Genomic DNA, 22,152 nt, shown 5'->3' on the forward strand with positions numbered 1-22,152 from the left:
CACCCACCATGTGTTCAGAACTTGAAGATGCTGCGCCGTTCTAGCGCAGACGCTGGCTGATGACCTTGGACACGCCGTCACCCTGCATGGAGACGCCGTAGAGCGCGTCGGCGACCTCCATCGTGCGCTTCTGGTGCGTGATCACGATCAGCTGCGAGGCCTCCTGGAGCTCCTGCATGATCCGGATCAGCCGCTGGAGGTTGGTGTCGTCGAGGGCGGCCTCGACCTCGTCCATCACGTAGAACGGGCTGGGCCGCGCCTTGAAGATCGACACGAGCAGCGCGACGGCGGTCAGCGACCGTTCGCCGCCCGAGAGCAGGCTGAGCCGCTTGACCTTCTTGCCCGGCGGACGCGCCTCGACGTCCACGCCCGTGGTCAGCATGTTGTCCGGGTCGGTCAGCACCAGGCGGCCCTCGCCGCCCGGGAACAGGCGGGAGAAGACACCCTCGAACTCCCGGGCAGTGTCCCGGTAGGCCTCGGTGAAGACCTGCTCGACGCGTTCGTCGACCTCCTTGACGACCTGGAGCAGATCCGCGCGGGTCTTCTTCAGGTCCTCCAGCTGCTCGCTGAGGAACTGGTGGCGTTCCTCCAGCGCCGCGAACTCCTCCAGGGCGAGCGGGTTGACCTTGCCGAGCTGCTGGTAGGCGCGCTCGGCGGCCTTCAGTCGCTTCTCCTGCTCGGCCCGCACGAAGGGGCGGGGCCGGTTGCGCGGGTGCTCCGGGTCCTCCGGCAGCTCCTCGCCCTCGGCGGGGGGCGAGGGCGGCACGAGCTGGTGCGGGCCGTACTCCTCGATCAGCCCGGCCGGTTCGACACCCAGTTCCTCCAGCGCCTTCGTCTCCAGCTGCTCGATCCGCAGCCGCTTCTCGGCGCCGAGCACCTCGCCGCGGTGGACCGAGTCCGTCAACTTGTCGAGTTCCGCCTTGAGATCGCGCCCCTCGGTCCTGGCGCGGGCGAGTTCCTGCTCGCGGTGGGCCTTGGCGGCCTCGGCGGCGGTGCGCTCCTGATCGGCGCGGGCGAGGGACACCTCGACGTGCGCGAGCAGCTGCCGGGCGCCTGAGGCGACCGCCTCGGCGACGGCGGCCTCGTGGCGCAGCCGGGCCCTGCGCTGCTCGGCACGCGCGCGCGCCTCGCGCTCCGCACGGGCGGCCCGGTCGAGGGAGTCGGCCCGCCCCGCGAGTCCCTTCACCCGCTCCTCGTGCGTACGGACCTGGAGGCGGGCCTCCATCTCGGTCTGCCGGGCGTTGGCCCCGTCGGCCGCGAGCCGGTCGCGTACGGAGGTGTCGGGTTCCTCCTCGAACGGCATCTCCTCGGCGACGGCCAGCCGTTCGGCGAGTTCCTCGGCGTCGGTGAGGGCCTTGTCCAGGGCTTCCTGGGCGCGGGCGGCCGCCGCGGTGGAGCGCTCGGCCTCACCGGCGGCGCCGCGCGCCTGGCCGGCGAGGCGGCCGAGCTGCTGGGCGACGGTGTTCTTCTCGCGGTCGGCGGCGCGGCGGCGTTCGCCCAGTTCCTCGACAAGGGTGGCGGCCTCCTTGCGTTGTTCCGCCGCGGCGGCCTGTGCCTGTGCGAGTTCCTCGCACCGGACCGCCAGTTCCTCCAGTTCGGCGGCGGCCTCGTCCACGGAGGCCTGGACTTCGAGGAGGCTGGGGGCGGCCGCGGAGCCGCCGTGGGCGTAGTGGGCGCCGAGGAGGTCGCCTTCGGCGGTGACGGCGGTGAGGTGGGGGTGGGTGTAGATCAGGTCCTCGGCGTCTTCGAGGGTGCTGACGACGACGATGTCGTGGAGGAGGCGGCGGACGGCCGGCATCAGGTCGCTGGGGCCGGTGATGAGGCGCGTTGCGGGGAGGGCGGTGGCGGGGAGGTCGGCGGGTGCGGGTGCGTTGTGGCTGGTCGTGCGGTTCCCCGCGCCCCTGAGGGAGCTTGCGGCGCCCTGTGTTTCATCCTCCTGCGGACCTGCCACCAGCAGAGCTGCCCTGCCGGCATCCTGCTTGCGCAGCAGGCGGATCGCGTCGGCCGCCGAGGACGGGCTGGTGACCGCGATCGCGTCTGCCGCCGCGCCGAAGGCTGCCGCCAGCGGGACCTCGTAGCCCGGTGTCACCGTGAGCAGTTCCGCGGCGGGACCCAGCAAGCCCGTGAGGCGGTCCTTCGCGGTCAGGAGTGCGCCCGTGCCGTCCTTGCGCCGCAGGCCCATGGCCAGGGCCTCGTGGCGGGCCTGGGTGGCGGCGCGCTTGCGTTCCGCGGCGGTGACAGCCTCGCGGGCGGCGGCCAGGGCCGTCTCCGCCTCGGCGAGCCGGCGCTTGGCCGCCTCGTGCTGTCCGGCGAGTTCCGCGTCACCGGCGTCGAGGCCGTCGACCTCGGCCTTGAGCGCCTCGTACTCCTCCTGGGCCGCGACGGCCCGCTCCTGGGCCTCGTCGCGGGCGGCGGCCAGGCGCTCGATCTCGGCCTGGGCGGCGGCGGCGCGGGAACGGGCGGCGCCGACCTGGCCCTTGAGGCGGGCGAGGCCCTCTCGGCGGTCGGCGATGGCACGGGCGGCGTCCTTCAGCCGCCGCTCCTCCTGGGCGAGTTCGCGCTCCAGTTCGGCACGGTGGGCGACCGTGTCCTCCAGGGCGCGCTCGGCCGCCTCCAGGGCAGCCTCCAGCTCGGCTTCCTGTTCGCGGATGCGGGCGGCCTCGCGCTCCATCTCCTCGGGGTCGCGACCGCGCCGTTCCTCCGGCGGTGCGGAGGTGGCGCTCTTCACGCGGGCGTCGGCCAGCGAGATCGTGCCGCGGACGCGCTCGGCGAGCTGGGAGAGCTCGTACCAGGTCTGCTGGGCGTTCTGCAGGCGCGGGGTGAGCCGGCGGACCTCGTCCTCCAGCAGGGCCTCGCGCTGGAGCGCCTTCTTCAGCTCCTGCTCGGCGGCCTCCTTGCGTTCCTTCAGGGCCGCCTCGTCGGCGACCTCGGCCTTGAGCGCCTCCCGGAGCCGTACGAGGTCGTCGGCGAGGAGGCGCAGGCGGGCGTCGCGCAGGTCGGCCTGGATGACGGCGGCCCTGCGGGCGACGGCGGCCTGCCGGCCCAGGGGCTTGAGCTGGCGGCGCAGTTCGTCGGTGAGGTCCTGCACGCGGGCGAGGTTGGCCTGCATCGCGTCCAGCTTGCGCAGCGCCTTCTCCTTGCGCTTGCGGTGCTTGAGGACGCCGGCGGCCTCCTCGATGAAGGCGCGGCGGCCCATGGGGTCGGCGTGCAGCACGGAGTCGAGCTGGCCCTGGCCGACGATGACGTGCATCTCGCGGCCGATGCCGGAGTCGGAGAGCAGTTCCTGGATGTCGAGGAGGCGGCAGGTGTCGCCGTTGATCTGGTACTCGCTGCCGCCGTTGCGGAACATGATCCGCGTGATGGTGACCTCGGCGTACTCGATGGGCAGGGCCCCGTCGGAGTTGTCGATGGTCAGCGACACCTCGGCACGGCCGAGCGGGGGGCGGCCGGTGGTGCCGGCGAAGATGACGTCCTCCATCTTGCCGCCGCGCAGCGACTTGGCGCCCTGCTCGCCCATGACCCAGCTGAGCGCGTCCACCACGTTGGACTTGCCCGAGCCGTTCGGTCCCACGACACACGTGATGCCCGGCTCGAACCGGAGCGTGGTCGCCGAGGCGAACGACTTGAAGCCGCGGAGGGTCAGGGCCTTGAGGTGCACGCCGCCGGACTCTACCCGGCGGGGGATGTCTCACTCCATGAACGCGCGGTTTCACGGGTGAACGTGCAGGGCAGACCAGACGTTAAAGACGGTGAAAGGATGCGCGGGACAACAAGCACCGCCTCGACGGGCGGGCCCGGGGCGCGGGGGCGCGGGAGGGCAAGAAAGAAGGGACGCCGAGGCGTCCCTTGCACTTCTGAACAACGTGGCGGTTGTGACGGGCGGCCCGACCACTGCTGTGCTGTTGTGGAGCGGTGCAGTGATCAGGTGAGCGCAGGCTCCGCCTGGTGTGCGTCAACGCTCTCCATGATCCTGTCGTGAGAAGCGGCAGCCGTCAGTGCGTCGTTCTCGGCCTGGATGCGTACGAGCTCGGATTCCAGGTCCTGGACGCGCTGCTGGAGCCGTCGCATCTCGGCGAGGAGTCGAGGGTCGGAGCCGCCGACGTAACCGAGAAGCGCCTTTGCCATGATGGATGGTCCTCCACACTGAGTGACCGACCGATGCGGTGTGGGTCGTGAGGGATTCGCACCCGCGGTGCTTGGCAGGCCTGGAGTTGTGCTGCCGTTCAGCCATGCCAAACAGCTAAGGTGCGCGGGGCTTTCAGCGTCTCACCAAAAAGTTTGACGGTCAACACGATCACGCCCCGTATTGGCGGACAACCGGGTGCGCACGGCCGGATTCGGCGGCGCCGCGACTCCTGCGGGTCCTCGGGGCGTGGCGATCATCTTTGCGGCTGGAGCCTCCCACGGCAAGCCCTCCTTGGCAACCACCAGGACTTTTCCGTTCTGCGGAGCCGAAGGACCGGTCCGCCGGGGCCGGCCGCGCCCCCGACGGACCGCGGGGTCAGCGGATGGCGAAGCCGTCGTAGCCGCCGCGAGGTGTGTCCCAGATCTCGGTGACCCCGTCCACGCGCCCGGGCGTGTCGCCGCCCTGGAGCCAGTCGAGAAGGCCTTCACAGCGGTCACGGGAGCCCTCGGCGACCACTTGGACCCGCCCGTCGCCCAGATTGAGAGCAAAACCACTCAGGCCGCCGATCTCCAGCGCCTTGGCGCGGGTGAACCAGCGGAAACCCACACCCTGGACACGGCCTCGCACCCAGGCGACCAGTCGCACATCCTCGCTCATGACTGCAACCTAACCGGACAATGTCACACCGGACACTCCATCCCCTGGCGCCATGCGGTACCGTCCCGACCCAATGAATCTCATATGAAACTCACTCGTTCGTGTGAGTTTCGTGTTGATCGCGAGGACGAGTCGACCGCAAGGACGAGGAAGGCCAGGACATGGGACGCCACCGACGCTCCGCCGCCGGCCGCGCCGCCAGGGGCCGCGCCACGGGGGTCACTCATCACGACGGCTCCCTGGACGGCGGCTACGACCCGCTGACCGCTCAGCCGGACGACACCACGCCCACGATGGGCATCGCGCCGTATCTGAACCCGGAGGCGTACGCCGAGACGTACGCGAAGAGCGAGGCCTACCTCTTCGCGACGGACGACGGCGCGGCAAGCGCCGGCACGGCCGCCTTCGCCGGGCACGGGCTCTCGGACGACTTCTCGGGCGGTGCGGTCGCGGAGGGCGGTTTCGCCGGCACCGGCTTCTCGGGCTTCCCGAACTCCTCCGACAGCGGCGGCTTCTCGCACAGCCGCTTCCCGGACACCGGACACCACGCGGACGCCGGCCACTCCCCGGACCGCGGGCTCGCGGACCGCGGCCTCCTGGACGACGGCTGGTCCACCAGCAGGCTGCCGACCGCCACCGGCTTCTCCGACAGCAGCTTCTCGAACCGCGACTTCACCGGCGGGGCCTTCCGCAGCGCCCCCTTCCCGGACGACACCTACGCACCCGACGCGGGCGCCCCGCGTGCGGGTGTGCACCGGCGCCGGAAGAAGGGCCCGGCGCCCGTCCGCACCGGCCTGCTCGGCGTCTCCGCCGCGGTCGCCCTCGGCACGGTCGCGGTCGCCACGGGCGCGGTGCCGGGGCTGGAGAACTACAAGCTGGGCGGCGGCAGCACCGCCGGCGACAGCGTGCAGGCGGGGGACTCGCCGACCAACTCCCCCACCGAGCAGGGCGGCACCTCCGGCAGTCTGGAGAGCCCGGGCCGCGAGGCCGGCAACCCGGCGAGCCGTGACTCCGAGCGCTCCACGTCGCCGAACCCGTCCCCGTCGACCCCCGAGGCCGCGCCGACGAAGACGCCGGAGAAGAAGCAGCCCGTACAGACGCCGAGCAAGGAGCCCGAGGAGGCGCCGACCCGCGAGGCCGCGCCCGAGCAGGCGGAGAAGCCGGGGAAGTCGGAGCGGGCGAAGAACCCGGTGGCGACGGCGACGGAGGCCGCGGCCGCCGCGCAGGTCCTCGCGCTGGTCAACGAGGAACGGGCGAAGGCCGGCTGCCGCCCGGTCACCGCAAACAGCGCCCTGGGCGACCTGGCCGCGGCGTTCAGCGAGGACATGGCCCGGCGGGGCTTCTTCGACCACACCGATCCCGACGGCGACACCCCGTGGGACCGCGCGCAGCGGGCCGGGATAGCCGACCTGGGCGGCGAGAACATAGCCCGCGGCCAGGTGGACGCCGCGTCCGTGATGCAGGCCTGGATGGACAGCCCCGGCCACCGGGCGAACATCCTGAACTGCGACTTCAAGACCCTGGGCGTGGGCGTGCACTTCGGCTCGGGCGGCCCGTGGTGGACGCAGAACTTCGGCTACTGAGACGACCGCGGGTCAGGGGCCTGGCCGCCGGCCGGTGAGACGAGCCGGTGATCAGTAGGTGGTCAGTAGGTGATCAGCAGGCGGCGTGCGGACGCGGTCGCGTCGCGTGGTCCGGGCGGGTGCTCGTTCCTCGCCGTCGCGGTGGGCGCGGCCGTCCTCACCACGGTGTGGTGGGGGCTCACCGCGCTGCTGTCGGAGAACTTCGGGAACGACTGTCTGTTCTACTTCGGCGTGGGCGGGCCACGGGCCGAGCACTGTCACCTGGTCAACGACCGGGCCGCGACGTGGCTCCCCCGGGTGGTGTCCGTCGCGTGGGTCGCGGCGGTACTGGTGCTCTGCCTGCCGCGCCGGTGGCGTCCGGGGCGGCGTGTGGCCGCCGGTGTCACCGTCGTCTGCCTGATCACCGCCGTGGTGCTCGGAGGTCACGCACTGGCCGTCTCCAGCCCGTGACGGGCCGGGAGCGCCCGGCACCCGGGCACTCCCTCTGCCCTGTGGGTCAGTGGCAGTCGAAGCGCCAGTCCCAGGGCAGGCCGGGGCACCGGCGGCAGTGGAAGAAGTAGACGCCGCCGCAGTCGCCCAGCTGGATGTCGCCGGTGATGGTCAGAAGGTGCTCCATGCGGTGTCCGCTGTCGCAGTCGGGCCAGTCGGCGGGCTGCGTCCAGGCGGGCCAGCCGCCGACCTTCGTCCCGATGAGGTGGGAGTCGGGCAGCGGGGTCTCGCGCAGCTGCCCGGGCAGGTCGTGGCGGCTCGGGTAGTCCGCAGCGGTCGTCGGGGACAGCGTGGACGGTTCCGGCATGTGGTCCTCGTCGTACTCCCCTTCGCTCACCCCCGGGATCTCGGTCAGCAGCCCGCCGGCCGTGACCTCCGCCTCGTTGCGCCAGTACAGCCGCGGCATCACGGGCCCGGGATCCTGCTCGTGGATCAGCGCGCACCACACCAGCTGCAGGAGATCCTTCCCCTCCGGGAACTCCAGCCCCGGCACGTCGCGGGCGAACAGCTGGAGGACCGGCACCATCGGCACCGCGCCGGGGACGATCTCGGTGGGGTCGCGCCAGTCGGACCCGGACGTCCAGTGGTCCTCCTGCGCGCAGTACGGCCACGGCTCGTCCGCCGGCCACAGCAGCGCGCCCCCCAGCGAGCTGTCCCGGACACCGGGGTCGCCGGGCTCCGGGTTGAGCAGGGTGGTCTCCCGGGCGAGGTCCGCGTGCCCCGGTATCAGATCCTTCATGGGCGGCTCGGGTATCTGTGCGGGCATCACGGCTCCTCGGGGCGACGAAGATCGACGGGCGATGCACGCACGGTAGTACGGGCCACTGACAGCGCCACGCGGGCCTGACCGAGCCGCCCCGCCGACGGGCTGCCGTACACGGCGGGAGGGCTACGGCGCCGAGCGCGGCGGTCGCTGGCACCGCGGGCAGAAGTAGCTGGAGCGGTTCATCCAGGGCCGGCGGCGCATGGGGGTGCCGCAGCGGCGGCAGGGCAGGCCCTCGCGGCCGTAGGCGTCCAGCGAGCGGTCGAAGTAGCCGGACTCACCGTTGACGTTGACGTAGAGGCTGTCGAAGCTGGTGCCGCCGACGGCCAGGGCGGCGTTCATGACGTCCCGGACGTGGCCCAGGAGGAGTGTGGTGCGCGGGCGGGTGAAGCCGGCCGTGGGGCGCTCGTAGTGGATGCGGGCGCGCCACAGCGCCTCGTCGGCGTAGATGTTGCCGACGCCGCTGATCAGCGACTGGTCGAGCAGCGCCCGCTTGATCGTGGTGCGCTTGCGGCGCAGTGCCTGGTGGAAGGCCTCGTCGTCGAAGAGCGGGTCGAGCGGGTCGCGGGCGATGTGCGCGATGACGTCGGGCAGGCCCTCGGGGGTGTTGTCGTGCAACGACAGACCGCCGAAGGTGCGCTGGTCGACGAACCGGAGTTCGGTGTCCAGGGCGTCGGTGAAGCGGACGCGGATGCGCAGGTGCTTCTCGTCCGGGGCGGTGTGCGGCTGGACCAGCAGCTGGCCGCTCATGCCGAGGTGGGCCAGGATCGACTGGTCCGTGTCCTCCAGCGGCAGCCACAGGTACTTGCCGCGGCGGCTGGGGGTGCCGATGCGGTGGCCCTTGAGGCGGTGCGCGAAGTCGTCGGCGCCCGCGAGGTGGCGGCGCACGGCGCGCGGATGCAGCACCTCGGCCTCGGCGACGGTCCGGTGGGCGACCCACCGTTCGAGTCCGCGCCGTACGACCTCCACCTCGGGCAGCTCGGGCATGGTGTCCCCTCCGGTCCCGTACGGTCCCCTCCGCGAGGACCGGTGTACGCCCCGAGCGCCCGCCCCGTCGAGGGGCGGGCGCTCGGGTGTGACTGCTTCTCTGTCCTGTCAGGCGGAGGCCGACGGGGCGTCGGCGTTCTGCTGGGCGGCTCGGGCCTCGGCGGTCTTCACGACCTCCTCGGCCTCGGCCGCCGCCTTGGCGCGCTCGTCCGCCGCGGCGCGGATGGACCGCCAGGCGGACTCGGCGGCCTGCTGCTCCGCCTCCTTCTTGCTGCGGCCGGTGCCGGTGCCGTACGAGACGCCTCCGACGCGGGCGGCAGCAGTGAAGGTCTTCTCGTGATCGGGGCCGGTCTCCGTGACCAGGTACTCGGGCACGCCGAGCCCTTCGGTCGCGGTGAGCTCCTGGAGCGATGTCTTCCAGTCCAGGCCGGCGCCGAGGTTGGAGGACTTCTCGATCAGCGGGTCGAACAGACGGTGCACCAGCTCCGCCGCCGACTCCAGCCCCTGGTCGAGGTAGACCGCGCCGATCACCGCTTCGAGGGTGTCGGCGAGGATGGAGGCCTTGTCCCGGCCGCCCGTGCCCTCTTCACCGCGGCCGAGCCGGATGAAGGAACCCAGGTCGAGGCTGCGCCCCACGTCCGCCAGCGCACGCGAGTTGACCACCGCGGCCCGCAGCTTGGCCAGCTGGCCCTCGGGCAGGTCGGGGTGGGTGCGGTACAGCGTGTCCGTGACGACGAGGCCGAGGACGGAGTCACCTAGGAACTCCAGCCGCTCGTTCGTCGGCAGACCGCCGTTCTCGTACGCGTAGGAACGGTGGGTCAGCGCACGCACCAGAAGGGCGGACTCGACCTGGTAGCCGAGCCGCCCTTCCAGAAGCGTGTGGGACGAGGCCTGGTTGTCCGCAGAGTTCTTTTTCGGCGTGGACACAGTGCCTCTCACCAGCCGCTCAGACCTCGAGGACCTGGCGCTTGTTGTAGGTGCCGCAAGACGGGCACGCGATGTGCTGCTGCTTGGGCTCGTGGCAGCGCTCGCACGCAACCAGGGTGGGGACCGCAGCCTTCCACTGCGACCGGCGGTGGCGCGTGTTGCTGCGCGACATCTTCCGCTTCGGAACAGCCACGGCTACTTCTCCTGCTTCTCGTCGACGCCCGGTTCGGCGCCGCTCATCTCGTCCTTCTCGCCGTCCTTCATGGTGTCGGCGAGTCCCTGCAATGCCGCCCAACGGATGTCGACGGCGTCGTGGTGGTGGTCCGGGTTGTCGTTCAGGTTGGTTCCGCACTCGGAACACAGACCCGCACAGTCCTCCCGGCACACCGGCTGCATCGGCAGTGCGAGCACCACCGCATCGCGCAGCACGGTCTCGAGGTCGATCAGACCGTCCTCGACAAAGAGCCTGTCCTCGTCGTCCTCGGCGTCGCCGGCCGGTTCCGCGATCACGCGGCCCCGGTCGTCGGCGTCAGGGTACGAGAACATCTCCTGGAAGTCCGCATCGAGGTCCAGCTCGAGCGGCTCCAGACACCTTACGCACTCCCCCTCGGCCGTCGCACGGGCGGTGCCTGTGACGAGCACACCTTCCATGACCGACTCGAGGCGGAGCTCCAGCTCCACCGGGGCGCCTTCCGGCACTCCGATGACTCCCGCGATACCGAGGTCCTTGGGAGCGTCGACCGTGCGGGTCAGGCGCTGCAGCGCACCAGGCCGCCGACCCAGCTCGTGCGTGTCGAACACGAGGGGGTTGCGGTGGTCGAGGCGGGCGTTCAGGGCCATTCCTGCTTTCGGTCTTCGAACTCAGAGGAGCGCTGCCGCGCGGTGTTCCAGGGCAGCGTTGATCGCGGGCATACGCGCGACCGAAGAGCCAGGATACTGGACCTTTCGCTCTCGGCCCAATCGGGCCCTGCGCCGGCCCGACCGGCCCCTACAGGCCCCGCTCGCGCTCGTACGCACGCAGCTGTTCGGGCGTGATCATGCTGGTGTCGAAGAGGCTGGTCTCGTCGAGGGCGTAGCCCTGCTGCTGCGCCTGCTGGGGCTGCTGCACCTGGTTCGGGTCGTACGTCTGCTGCTGGGCGTCGTAGCCCTGGTACGCCGCGTACGGGTCGGCCTGCGGGTAGCCGTACGCGTCCGGCCCGCCGTACGTCTGCTGCTGGTAGCCGGCGTACGGGTCCTGCTGCTGGTAGCCGTAGGCAGCGGGCTCCGGCTGGGGCTGGTGCTGGGGCTGGTGCTGCTGAGCCTGGTGCTGGGGCTGGGCGTACTCCTGCCGCTGCTGCGGTACGGACCGGGCCGCGGACGGGGTCTCCTGGTCCGCGACGGCGGCCAGATCGGCGAGGTAGTCGGCGTCGCTGGAGTGCTGGCGGGTGCTGGTGTCGTCGGCGAGGGCGCCCAGGTCGTCGGAGGCGATCCGGCCGTGCAGCTTCTGGCGGCCGCGGCCGACCGCCTCCAGCGTCTTGGCCAGCACCGCCTCGAAGGCGCCCAGCTTGACGTCCACGTACTCGTCGGCGGTGCGCCGCAGGGTCTCCGGGTCGTGGCTGCGCTCGGGGGCGTCCTCGTCCTCGTAGCCCTGCTCGTCGAGGCCGGGACCGGTGCCGAGCAGTTTCTCGCGGCCGCGGCCGACCGAGCCGAGGGTCTTGGTGAGGACGACCTCGAAGTTGGCGAGCTTGGAGTCGACGTAGTCGTCGGCCTCGGCGCGGATCTCCTCGGCCTCCTTGCGGGCCTCGGCGAGGATCCGGTCGGCCTCGGCCTGGGAGCGGCGGGCGATCTCGGTGTCGGAGATCAGGGAGTTGCGCTCGGCGTGCGCGGACTGGATGATCCGCTCGGCCTCCTGGCGGGCCTGCTCGACCATCTGCTCGCGGTCGCCGATGACCTCCCGTGCCTGGGCGAGGGAGTCGGGCAGGGCCGCGCGCACCTCGTCCAGCATCGAGAGCAGTTCGGCGCGGTTGACCACGCACGAGGCCGACATGGGCATCGACCGGGCGCCGGAGACCGCGGCGACGATCTCGTCGAGCTTCTTCTGCACGTCCACCTGTGCTCGCCACTCTCTACAGCTGTGTTGGAGACGGACGGGACGACTGTAGCCCCGGGTGGCCCCGTCAGTCCTTGCGCAGGCGCTTGCCGAGTGCCTCGAGGACGATCGGCGGCACCAGGTGGGAGACGTCGCCGCCCCAGGCCGCCACCTCCTTGACCAGGGAGGAGGACAGGAAGCTGTAGGTGGGGTTGGTGGGCACGAAGAGGGTCTCGACGCCGGTGAGGCCGTTGTTCATCTGGGCCATCTGCAGCTCGTAGTCGAAGTCGCTGACGGCGCGCAGGCCCTTGACGATGGCGGGGATGTCCCGCTCCTTGCAGAAGTCGACGAGGAGGCCGTGGAAGGCCTCGACGCGGACGTTGGCGTACTCGGAGGTGACCTGGCGGATCAGATCGATCCGCTCGTCGATCTCGAACAGGCCCTTCTTCGACTGGTTGATCATCACCGCGACGTAGACCTCGTCGTACAGCCTGGAGGCGCGGGAGATGATGTCGAGGTGTCCGTTGGTGATCGGGTCGAACGACCCGGGACATACGGCGCGGCGCACTTGTGTTCCCTCGCTCTCCGGTCCGGTCATCGTGCGTCTTCGCACGTAGAGGCGGCGCGACCGTACCAAAACGTTCCCTCGCCGTAGCGGCGGGAGCGGATGGCGTCGAAGCCGGGCGGCCACCTGAATTCCCCGCCTCTGGTGCTGCGCTCCACGGTGACGAGCGCTTGCTTATCGAGCCAGCCTTCCGAGCGGAGTGTGAGCAGAATCTCGCGAAGATCGTCGTCCGTGACCGCATATGGGGGGTCGAGGAAGACGATGTGGTACGGGGCCTGCGGGGGTGCCGTGCGGATGATCTGTTCCGCTTTGCCCGCTCTCACTTCGGCGCCGGGGAGTCCGAGACTCTTCACGTTCTCGCGGACGGTGCGGGCCGCTCGTGCGTCGGACTCGACGAGGAGGACGTGGCCGGCGCCGCGGGAGAGGGCCTCCAGACCGACGGCTCCGGAGCCGGCGTACAGGTCCAGGACGCGTTCGCCGTCCAGGGGGCCGCCGAGGAGGGACTGCCAGGTGGAGAAGAGACCTTCGCGTGCGCGGTCGGAGGTGGGGCGGGTTCCGGTGCCAGGGGGTACGGCGAGTCGACGTCCGCCGGCTGTGCCGGCGATCACGCGGGTCATCTTGGGTCCTTGGTCGTGGGTGATTACGGATCCAGTGTGGCAGTCGGTCCGTCGTAGTCGCTCGTGCCCGCGGCGGTTGCCGCATATCGAACACAGCCCCGCGCCCCTGAGGTCAGTCCGGTTCACCCCTTTTCCAGGAACTGCTCCCTCTCCTCGTCCAAGAGGGCCTGCAGGGCCGTGCGCAAGCCTGGCAGGCGCTCCAGCTCCGGGTCCGCCGCCACCACTGCCGCCGCCTCCTGTCTCGCCTCCGCGATGATCTCCTCGTCCTCGATGACCGCGAGCATGCGCAGGCTGGAGCGGGTGCCGGACTGGGCCTGGCCGAGGACGTCGCCCTCGCGGCGTTGTTCGAGGTCGAGGCGGGAGAGTTCGAAGCCGTCCAGCGTCGACGCGACCGCGTCCAGGCGCCGGCGGGCCGCGCTCGCCTCGGGCATCTCGGTGACCAGCAGGCACAGGCCGGGGGCCGAGCCCCGGCCGACGCGGCCGCGCAGCTGGTGCAGCTGGGAGACGCCGAAGCGGTCGGCGTCCATGATCACCATGGCGGTGGCGTTGGGGACGTTGACGCCGACCTCGATGACGGTGGTGGCGACCAGGACGTCCGTCTCCCCCGCGGCGAAGCGGCGCATGACGGCGTCCTTGTCGTCGGGCGGCATACGGCCGTGCAGCACCTCGACCCTGAGCCCGTCGAGCGGCCCCTTGCCGAGCTGGTCGGCGACGTCCAGGACGGCGAGCGGCGGCCGCTTCTCGGCCTCGTCCTCGGGGGACTTCCGCGCCTTCGCTTCCTCGGCCTCGTCGCCGATGCGCGGGCAGACCACGTAGGCCTGGTGGCCCTTGGCGACCTCCTCGCGGACGCGTTCCCAGGCGCGGGCCAGGAAGTGGGGCTTGTCGGCGGCCGGGACGACATGGCTGGCGATGGGTGAGCGGCCGGCCGGGAGCTGGTCGAGGACGGAGGTCTCCAGGTCGCCGAAGACGGTCATGGCGACCGTGCGCGGGATGGGGGTGGCGGTCATGACGAGCAGATGCGGGGGCTGCTTGCCCTTGCCGCGCAGGGCGTCGCGCTGTTCGACGCCGAAGCGGTGCTGTTCGTCCACGACGACCAGGCCCAGGTCGTGGAACTGGACCTTGTCCTCGATCAGCGCGTGCGTGCCGATGACGATGCCGGCCTCGCCCGTGGCCAGGTCGAGGAGGGCCTGGCGGCGGGCCGCCGCGCCCATGGAGCCGGTGAGCAGCACGACCTTGGTGGCGTTGTCCGCGCCGCCCAGCATGCCGCCCTCGGCGAGCTCACCCATCATCTCGGTGACCGACCGGTGATGCTGCTGCGCGAGCACCTCGGTGGGCGCGAGCATCGCAGCCTGTCCCCCGGCGTCGACGACGGCGAGCATGGCGCGCAGGGCCACCATCGTCTTTCCGCTGCCGACCTCGCCCTGGAGCAGCCGGTGCATCGGGTGTTCGGTCGCCAGGTCGTCGAAGATCTCCTTGGAGACCTTCTGCTGGCCCTCGGTGAGCGTGAACGGGAGGCGGTCGTCGAAGGCGGCGAGGAGACCGTCGGGGGTCGGCCTGCGGGCCACCGCCGGGAGTTGGGCGTCGGCGTGGCGGCGGCGGGCGAGGGCGACCTGGAGGACGAAGGCCTCGTCCCACTTGAGGCGGGCGCGGGCGTCCTCGATGTCCGCCTTGGTGTGCGGGCGGTGGATCTTCAGCAGGGCCTCGGGCAGCGGGACCAGTCCGCGTCCCTCGCGCAGGGAGTCGGGGAGCGGGTCGACGGCCTCCTGGGCGCTGGGCAGGACGGTCTGGAGGGCCTTGCCGATCTTCCAGGACTCCAGCTTGGCGGTGGCGGGGTAGATCGGGATGAGCGCGCCGGCCCAGGTCTCGACCGTCTCCTCCGCGTCTGAGCGCAGCAACTCGTAGGCGGGGTGGGCGAGTTGGAGGCGGCGGTTGAAGACGGAGACCTTGCCGGCGAACATCGCGCGGGTGCCCGGCAGGAGTTCCTTGTGGGGTTTGTGGACGCCCTTGCCGAAGAAGACCAGCTGGAGACGGCCGCTGCCGTCGGTGATCGTGACCTCCAGGCGCTGGCCCTTGCCGCGCGGGGCCCTGGCCGAGGCGAAGGTGTGCAGGCGGGCGTCGGCGACCTGGGCGACCACCGTGACGTGCTCGTCCATGGGGAGGTCGGCGAGGTGCGTGAGCTGTCCGCGCTCCTCGTATCTGCGCGGGTAGTGGTGGAGGAGGTCGCCGACGGTGTGCAGGCCGAGATGCTCGGCCATCACCTTCGCGGTGGCGGGGCCGAGCACTTTCCTCAGTGGTTCTTCCAGTGCGGGCACGAGATCCATTGCACACCACGGCACTGACAATGCGGGAACACCGGACCTCCGGTTTTGCCAAAGTTCCGGGGAAATCGCTGGTCAGACGGCTCTGCGGGGCCCTAGGATGGCGCGCTCCGGTCATCCCTTCGCGGTCACCGCCCCACCGGGGCCGCCCGACCCCGCGCCGCAGCGAGCCCCCCACCGGCGCCGTGACGATGGACTCCCAGATCTCTCAGTCATCCCAGGCAGCTCACTCACCCCGATCACCCCAGCCACCTCATACGTTCCAGGTCGATCTGCGCGGCCTGGTGGACCTGCTCTCCCATCACCTCTACTCCAGCCCCAGGGTCTATCTGCGCGAGCTGCTGCAGAACGCCGTGGACGCCATCACGGCCAGGCGGGCCGAGCAGCCGGACGCCCCGGCGCACGTGCGGCTGTCCGCCGACGGCGGCTCGCTGCGGGTCGAGGACACCGGGGTGGGGCTCACCGAGGCGGACGTGCACAGTCTGCTCGCGACCATCGGGCGCAGCTCCAAGCGTGCCGAGGGGCTGCAGGAGGCCCGTTCGGACTTCCTCGGGCAGTTCGGCATTGGTCTGCTGGCGTGCTTCGTGGTGGCCGAGCGGATCCGGGTGGTCAGCCGCAGCGCCCGTACGCCCGACGCGCGGCCGGTGGAGTGGACGGCGTGCGACGACGGTTCGTACACCGTGCGCACGCTGCCCGACGACGCCCGGCCCGAACCGGGCACCACCGTGCACCTGGTGGCGCGGGCCGGGGCCGCCGAGTGGCTGACCGAGGAACGGGTGCTGTCGCTGGCCCGGGACTTCGGCTCGCTGCTGCCGTACGACGTGCGCGTGGGCGAGGAGGCGGTGACCGATCTGCCGGCGCCGTGGGACCGGTCGTATCCGAGTCCCGCCGCGCGCAGGGTGGCGCTGGCGCGGCACTGCCACGGGCTGTTCGGCTTCACGCCGCTGGACACCATCGACCTGGACGTGCCGCTGGCCGGGATCCGCGGGGTGGCGTACGTCCTGCCGTCGGCGGTCAGTCCGGCGCAGCGCGCGGGGCACCGGGTGCATCTGAAGGGCATGCTGCTGACCGAGCGGGCCGAACAGCTGCTGCCCGACTGGGCGTTCTTCGTGCGCTGTGTGCTGGACACGGACAGCCTGCGGCCCACGGCCTCGCGTGAGGCGCTGTACGAGGACGAGACGCTGGCCGGGGTGCGCGAGGCGCTGGGCGAGCGGATCCGGGCCTGGCTGACGGGACTTGCCGCCGGTGATCCGGAGCGGCTGGCGGCGTTCCTGTCGGTGCACCACCTGGGGGTGAAGTCGCTGGCGCGGCACGACGCGGAGATGCTGCGCACGATGCTGCCGTGGCTGCCGTTCGAGACGACGGACGGCCGGCTGTCCCTGGAGGAGTTCGCACAGCGGCACCCGGTGGTGCACTTCACGCGCACGGTCGAGGAGTACCGGCAGGTCGCGCCGATCGCGTCGGCGCAGGGCATCGGCGTGATCAACGGCGGCTACACCTACGACAGCGAACTGGTCGAGGCGCTGCCCTCGGTGCGGCCGGGAACCGTCGTCGCCGAGCTGGACGCGGACACCGTGACCGCGCATCTGGACGCGGTCGACCCGGCTGAGGAACTGGCCCTGTCGGGTTTCCTGGCCGCCGCGCGGGCCAGGCTCGACCCGCTGGGCTGCGACGTCGTGCTGCGGTCCTTCCACCCGCTGTCGGTGCCCGCGCTGCACCTGGACGACCGGGAGGCGCGGCACGAGCAGGCCCGGGCCGAGGCGGAGGCGGAGGCCGACGACCTGTGGGCGGGCATCCTCGGCTCCCTGCGCGGCAGCGCCCCCCGCGCCCGGCTGGTGCTCAACCATCTCAATCCGCTGGTACGGCGGATCAGCTCGCTCGGCGATCCGGAGCTGATCGGCACGGCCACGGAGTCCCTGTACGGGCAGGCGCTGCTGATGGCCCAACGGCCGCTGCGGCCCGCCGACTCGGCGCTGCTGAACCGGGCCTTCATCGGCCTGCTGGAGTGGGCCACGCACCCGGAGGAGGGCCGCTGATGGGCGAGATCACGGACATGGAGGCCCTCCGCCAGGCGCTGGCGGACAACTCCGCGCAGCCGGAGGGACCGGCCCGCAACGCGCGCGCGGAGCGGCTCCTCGCACAGGCCGAGGCGCTGAACGAGCCGCTCGCCGTCATCGAGGCGCTCAGGCACCAGCTGGAGGTCTACAACTACAGCTCCGAGAAGGCGAAGATGTTCGTTCCCTTCGCCCGGCTGCTGCGCATGTGGGACGAACACCCCGAGGACTTCGACGCGTACGAGACGCACTCGCTGCACTGGGTGTTCAAGTGGGTGTCGGCCGGAATGCTCCACCAGCCGCACATTCCGCTCGCCTCGATCGAGAAGTGGCTCGGCGAGATGGAGCACCGCTACCGGCTCGCGGGTCACTCCGAACGCGCTGTGCGCAGCGTGGAGTTCAGCGTGGCCGCGCACATCGGGGACCTCGCGCGGGCCGAGCGGGCGTATGCGGCGTGGCTGGCCGCCGACCGGGACTCCATGGCCGACTGCCACGCCTGCGAGCTGCACCGGCAGGGCTTGTGGCAGACCGTGTGCGGCCGGGACGAGGAGGCGCTGCGGCTGTGGCGGCCGGTTCTCGAGGGCGAGTTCACCTGCGCCCACGAGCCGCACTCGGTGCTGGCGTCGTCCCTGACGCCGCTGCTGCGGCTGGGCCGCGCCGACGAGGCGCGCGCCCACCATCTGCGGGGCTTCCGGCTCGTCCGGCCCATGGAGAGCATGCGGAGCGCCTACGCGGACCACGTGGAGTTCTGCGCGCTGACCGGCAACGAGGCGCGCGGTCTGGAGCTGCTCGCGGAGCGTCCGCCGTACTTCACGGACGAGGGGCATCCGCGCAGCAAGCTGGACTTCCTGAGCGTGGTGACCCTCCTCATGGAGCGGCTCGTCGAACTCGGTCTCGGGGAACGGCAGGTGCCGGGGCCGTCCGGCCGGACGTGGACCGCGGGGGAACTCGCCGCGCACGCGCGCGCGGAGGCGCTCGCCCTGGCGACCCGCTTCGACGAGCGCAACGGCACGACGTACGTCAGCGACCGGGCACGCGCGCGGATGGACCAGCCTCCGCTGGTGGACCGGCTGCCGCTGGGCGTGCGCTCGCCGGGTCCGGTCGTGGCGCGTCCGGCGGCGGCGCCTGCCGGTGAGCCGTCGCAGTCGCCGGCCACGCCCGCCGACGAGCCCGGCCTGGCGGCGCTGGTCGCCGAGGCACGGCGGCTCTCGGACACCCTGCGGCCGCACGCCGCGGAGGCGTGGGCGGCGGTGGCACGGGCGGCCGAGAGCGCCGAACTGGACGCCCGGGACCGTGCGGAGGTGGCCGACCACGAGGCGATGAGCCTCGGCCCGCAGGGCGCGCACCTCTTCGAGCGGGCCGCGGAGCTGTACGCGGAGGCGGGCGACCCGGGCGAGGCCCTGGCGGCACGCGCGCGTGGAGCGTACGTACGGGCCCTGGCGGGCGAGGTGGACGAGGCCCTCGCGGCGGTCGCCGGCCCGCACGAGGAGATCCTGGCCCTCTACGCCGCCGGCGGCACGGGGATACGCCAGACCGCGTCGGTGCTGATGGCCCGGGCGCGGATTCTGATGCGGTGCGTGCAGGAGGCCGCGGAGCGCCACCTGGAGGGCGTCCCGGCCGGCGGGGAACCTGAGGACGCCGACGCGGCCGGGGATGCGCCTCAGCAGGACGAGCTGCCCGAGGTCGTGCACCACGGCAGGTCGGCGGCGGAGGAGGGACCGGCGGGAGCGGCGCCCCTGAATGACGTCCTGGCGGAGGCCGAGGGCGCCGTGCGTGCCGTGCTCGCGCTGGTCGAGGGGCACACCGGTGAGGACGTACGGCTGGCCGCGCGGGCTGCCGAGGGCGAGGCGATGCTCGGGGAGCTGGCCGGGCGGGCCGGGGACGTGGAGACGGCCGCCGACCTGTTCGGGCGGGCCGCCGAGGCGTTCGTGGCGGCGGGGCTGCCGTGGTTCGCCGTGGAGTACGAGGCGCGGCTGGCGCAGCTCGCCCATCATCTCGGCGATGCCGAGGGGGCGGAGCGGGCTCTGCGGGCCGCCCTGGAGCACGGCGGACCGTATGTGGAACCGGCCGGGCGGGCGCAGCTGCACCTTCAGCTGGCCGAGGTCACCGCGGGGCTCGGGCGGGTGCGGGAGGCCGCGGACCATGCGCTCGAGGCCGCGCACTGGGCCGACGAGGCGGGCGAGGGGCCGGCGCTGGGCGCCTGGGCGCGGCATCAGCTCGGCGGTCTTCTGCTGCGGCAGGGGCGGTGGGCCGAGGCCGCGGAGGTGCTGGAGTCGGCGCTGCCCGACGTGACCGCCGAGACGCACGGCGACGGCGCGGTCGTCCAGACGCTGTGGTGGCTCGGCGACTGCCTGAGCGAGCTCGGCGAGCATCGCGCGGCGGCCGAGCGACGGTTGCAGGCCGCGGGGATCGCCCGGCACTGGCCCGAGCAGCAGGACCACGCCACGCTGGCCCATCTGGCCGCGTCCAGCCTGGAGATGGCGGGCCTCCCCGAGGAGGCCGAGCGGGCCTTCGCGCGCGCGGGCGACCTGTGGCGCGCGGTCGGCGACGCCCCCGGCCTGGTCCGCTCGCTGCGGGCCCGTGCCTGGCTCGTCCTGCGCACGGAGGCGGACCGGGAGCAGGCGCGGGCGTTGATGACCGAGGCGGTGACGGAGTGCGCGGCGGCGCGGGACGCGGCCGGCGACGAGACACGCCTACAGCTCACCGCCGAGCTCGGCCACACCCACCGCCAGTGCGCGGACCTGCTGGTCCGGTGGGCGGGCGACACCGCCGAGGGCGACGCGCGGGAGGCCGCCCTGGAGGAGGCCGTGTCCGAGCTGGACCGGGCGATCGCCGAGTTCGACGCCGCCGGACCTGACGCCCTGCACGAGCGCACCGGCGCACAGCTGGCGGCGGCCTGGGTGGAGACCGAGCTGGGCCGTTCCTCCGCCGCCACCGCACGCGCGCGTGCCGTACTCGCGGTGTACGAGGACGCGCGTGCGGACGACGACGCCGCGCACAACCAGCGCGCGGAGGCGGAGCACCTGCTGCGGCTCGCGGAGCAGCGGGAGAACGACTGAGGGACCGCGGCGGACCGCTGCTGCTCGACGGTGCCGCTCGACCCCGATTCGACGGTGCTACTCGACGCCGATGAGCAGCAGCGCGCCCTGCCTGCCTCCGCGGTAGACGACCGTGTCGACGGCGAGGTAACGCTCGCGGACCCGGGCCTCCAGGTGTGCGGCGACGGCCTCGGGGGCCTCGTCGCCGAGGACCAGGGTGACCATCTCGCCGCCCGCGGCGAGCATGCGGTCGAGGACGTCGGCGGCGATGGCCGTGACGTCCTCACCGATGACCGCGACGTCGCCGTCGACCAGGCCGAGGACGTCCCCGGCCTGGCAGATGCCGGCCATGGTCCAGGACTCGCGTTCGGCGACGGTGACCTCCCCGTAGCGGGTCGCGCCCGCCGCGGAGGTCATGGACACCACGTCCTCGTCGAAGCGGCGGTCCGGCTGGTGCACGGCGAGCGCCGCGATGCCCTGCACCGCGGAACGGGTCGGGATGAGGGCCACGCGGATGCCCTCCGCGCGTGCCTGCTCGGCCGCGGCCGCGGCGGTGTGGCGCAGCTCGGCGTCGTTGGGCAGCAGCACCACCTCGCGTGCGTGCGCCCGCCGTACCGCCTGGACCAGCTCGCCGCTCGCCGGCGGCTCCCCGGGGCGCGCGAGCACGGTGGTCGCGCCGGCCTCGGTGTACAGCACGGCCAGGCCCTCGCCGGGCACCACGGCCACGACCGCCCGCTGGGCCCGCTCCCTGGGCGGCCGCTCGGCATGGGTGGTGTGGACGTCACCGGCGCCGAAGTGGGTGATCCGGATGCGGTACGGCCGTCCGGCCTCGACGCCCGCCTCCACCGCGGCGCCCGCGTCGTCCACGTGGACATGCACGTTCCACAGCCCGTCTCCGCCGACCACGACGAGCGAGTCGCCGAGCGCGTCGAGCCGTGTCCGCAGCCGGTCCACGGAGGCGTCCTCGGCCTCCAGGAGGTAGATCACCTCGAAGGCGGGGCCGCCGGGCGCGGTGACGGTGTCCTCGTCCATGCAGTGGTCGAGGTCGTCACCGGCGACGGCGCCCTCGTCCGGTCCGGCGGGCTCCACGCGCGCGTGCGCGCCCGCCGCCTCCTTCGGCATCTCCCCGGTGAACGTCCCCACCAACGCCGCGAGCACCGTCAGCAGTCCACGGCCGCCCGCGTCGACCACCCCCGCCCGCCGGAGCACGGGCAGTTGGCCGGGTGTCGCGGCGAGGGCCGCGCGGGCCCCCTCGTAGGCGGCGCGGGCCACCGAGCCGCAGTCGCCCTCCGCCGCGTCGGCGGCGTCGGCGGCGGCCGAGGCGACGGTCAGCACCGTCCCCTCCACGGGGTGGGCCACGGCATGGCGGGCGGCGTCGGCCGCCTGCCGCAGGGCGAGCCGCAGCCGCGCCCCGTCAGCGGAGGCGTCGGCGGCTGCATCGGCGGCGGCCTCGGCATCTGCGGCGGCGCCCTCGTCCGCGGCCAGCACCTGCGCCATCCCCCGCAGCAGTTGCGCCAGAATCGTCCCCGAGTTCCCACGCGCACCGATCAGCGCACCGTGCGCCATCGCCCGCACGGCGTCGGCGAGCGTCGGACCGGCCCCGGGCTCCGCTCCCGCACCGACACCGGCGCCGACCCCCGCCTCGTGGCCCGCGAACACCGCCTCCACCGCCGCCGCGGCCGACTCGACGGTCAGGAAGAGATTCGTCCCGGTGTCCCCGTCCGCCACGGGGTAGACATTGATCGCGTCGATCTCCTCGCGCGAGCGCCCCAGCGCCTCGAGCGCGAGACCGCACCAGGCACGGACCGCGAGAGCATCGAAGAATGTCTGCGGCACCTGCGCCACCTGCGCCTCCCTGAGCTGGACGTGGCACGCAGCGTAGACCGTGGGGGCCTCACCGCCGGAAGAGGGCCGCAGGCGGGCCCCTGAGCTGCCATGGTAGTTTCGTTCTACGGGTGCA

17 protein-coding genes are annotated in these 22,152 nt (G+C 72.6%); 4 read left to right on the forward strand and 13 right to left on the reverse strand.

Going from position 1 to position 22,152, the window contains the following annotated elements:
• Positions 1-40: 40 nt before the first annotated feature.
• The 3 genes from smc to AB0412_RS21615 all read right to left on the reverse strand — a co-directional run bounded on the left by smc (position 41) and on the right by AB0412_RS21615 (position 4,783).
• Positions 41-3,658 (reverse strand): chromosome segregation protein SMC, encoded by a 3,618-nt coding sequence (gene smc, locus AB0412_RS21605; RefSeq protein ID WP_366404212.1) that lies wholly within the window; start codon positions 3,656-3,658, stop codon positions 41-43.
• A gap of 263 nt (positions 3,659-3,921) precedes the next feature.
• Positions 3,922-4,125: a hypothetical protein gene (locus tag AB0412_RS21610; protein ID WP_142192916.1), complete on the reverse strand. Its 204-nt coding sequence runs from the start codon at positions 4,123-4,125 to the stop codon at positions 3,922-3,924.
• Between the two features lie 376 nt (positions 4,126-4,501).
• Entirely contained in the window at positions 4,502-4,783 is a 282-nt protein-coding gene (locus tag AB0412_RS21615; protein WP_366404213.1) for an acylphosphatase, read from the reverse strand.
• A gap of 161 nt (positions 4,784-4,944) precedes the next feature.
• Between AB0412_RS21615 and AB0412_RS21620 the strand changes: the two genes are divergently transcribed.
• Positions 4,945-6,366 carry a CAP domain-containing protein gene (locus AB0412_RS21620; RefSeq protein ID WP_366404214.1) on the forward strand — a complete coding sequence of 474 codons (1,422 nt, stop codon included), beginning with the start codon at positions 4,945-4,947 and terminating at the stop codon, positions 6,364-6,366.
• A gap of 69 nt (positions 6,367-6,435) precedes the next feature.
• On the forward strand, positions 6,436-6,816 hold the full coding sequence (locus AB0412_RS21625) for a hypothetical protein (protein ID WP_366404215.1): 381 nt from the start codon (positions 6,436-6,438) through the stop codon (positions 6,814-6,816).
• A gap of 46 nt (positions 6,817-6,862) precedes the next feature.
• Here the strand turns inward: AB0412_RS21625 and AB0412_RS21630 are convergent, their stop codons facing one another.
• The 9 genes from AB0412_RS21630 to recG all read right to left on the reverse strand — a co-directional run bounded on the left by AB0412_RS21630 (position 6,863) and on the right by recG (position 15,103).
• Positions 6,863-7,621 (reverse strand): hypothetical protein, encoded by a 759-nt coding sequence (locus AB0412_RS21630; RefSeq protein WP_366404216.1) that lies wholly within the window; start codon positions 7,619-7,621, stop codon positions 6,863-6,865.
• A gap of 123 nt (positions 7,622-7,744) precedes the next feature.
• Positions 7,745-8,605: a bifunctional DNA-formamidopyrimidine glycosylase/DNA-(apurinic or apyrimidinic site) lyase gene (gene mutM / locus AB0412_RS21635; protein ID WP_366404217.1), complete on the reverse strand. Its 861-nt coding sequence runs from the start codon at positions 8,603-8,605 to the stop codon at positions 7,745-7,747.
• Positions 8,606-8,713: 108 nt separating this feature from the next.
• Positions 8,714-9,532 (reverse strand): ribonuclease III, encoded by an 819-nt coding sequence (gene rnc, locus AB0412_RS21640; protein WP_366404218.1) that lies wholly within the window; start codon positions 9,530-9,532, stop codon positions 8,714-8,716.
• Positions 9,533-9,551: 19 nt separating this feature from the next.
• Positions 9,552-9,725, reverse strand: a complete 174-nt coding sequence (gene rpmF / locus AB0412_RS21645; RefSeq protein ID WP_003951102.1) for a 50S ribosomal protein L32 — start codon at positions 9,723-9,725, stop codon at positions 9,552-9,554.
• A 2-nt stretch (positions 9,726-9,727) separates the two neighbouring features.
• A complete protein-coding gene (locus tag AB0412_RS21650; protein ID WP_366404219.1) occupies positions 9,728-10,372 on the reverse strand; it encodes a YceD family protein in 645 nt (214 codons plus the stop codon).
• Between the two features lie 148 nt (positions 10,373-10,520).
• Complete coding sequence (locus AB0412_RS21655; protein WP_366404220.1) at positions 10,521-11,621, reverse strand: ATP synthase F0 subunit B; 1,101 nt, start codon at positions 11,619-11,621, stop codon at positions 10,521-10,523.
• A gap of 67 nt (positions 11,622-11,688) precedes the next feature.
• Entirely contained in the window at positions 11,689-12,168 is a 480-nt protein-coding gene (coaD, locus tag AB0412_RS21660; protein WP_366404221.1) for a pantetheine-phosphate adenylyltransferase, read from the reverse strand.
• 26 nt (positions 12,169-12,194) lie between these two features.
• Positions 12,195-12,782, reverse strand: a complete 588-nt coding sequence (gene rsmD, locus AB0412_RS21665) for a 16S rRNA (guanine(966)-N(2))-methyltransferase RsmD (RefSeq protein ID WP_366404222.1) — start codon at positions 12,780-12,782, stop codon at positions 12,195-12,197.
• 122 nt (positions 12,783-12,904) lie between these two features.
• Entirely contained in the window at positions 12,905-15,103 is a 2,199-nt protein-coding gene (gene recG, locus AB0412_RS21670) for an ATP-dependent DNA helicase RecG (protein ID WP_366404223.1), read from the reverse strand.
• A 188-nt stretch (positions 15,104-15,291) separates the two neighbouring features.
• Here recG and AB0412_RS21675 point away from each other — a divergent pair, with 188 nt between their 5' ends.
• On the forward strand, positions 15,292-17,136 hold the full coding sequence (locus tag AB0412_RS21675) for an HSP90 family protein (protein ID WP_366404254.1): 1,845 nt from the start codon (positions 15,292-15,294) through the stop codon (positions 17,134-17,136).
• The gene (locus AB0412_RS21680) at positions 17,136-20,213 is read left to right on the forward strand and encodes a tetratricopeptide repeat protein (RefSeq protein ID WP_366404224.1); all 3,078 of its coding nucleotides are present in this window, start codon (positions 17,136-17,138) and stop codon (positions 20,211-20,213) included. The genes AB0412_RS21675 and AB0412_RS21680 overlap by 1 nt, the downstream gene beginning before the upstream one ends.
• A gap of 57 nt (positions 20,214-20,270) precedes the next feature.
• Here the strand turns inward: AB0412_RS21680 and AB0412_RS21685 are convergent, their stop codons facing one another.
• A complete protein-coding gene (locus tag AB0412_RS21685) occupies positions 20,271-22,037 on the reverse strand; it encodes a DAK2 domain-containing protein (protein ID WP_366404225.1) in 1,767 nt (588 codons plus the stop codon).
• Positions 22,038-22,152: the final 115 nt, after the last annotated feature.

The organism is Streptomyces sp. NPDC052012, from assembly GCF_040689265.1.
Classification (GTDB): Bacteria; Actinomycetota; Actinomycetes; order Streptomycetales; family Streptomycetaceae; genus Streptomyces.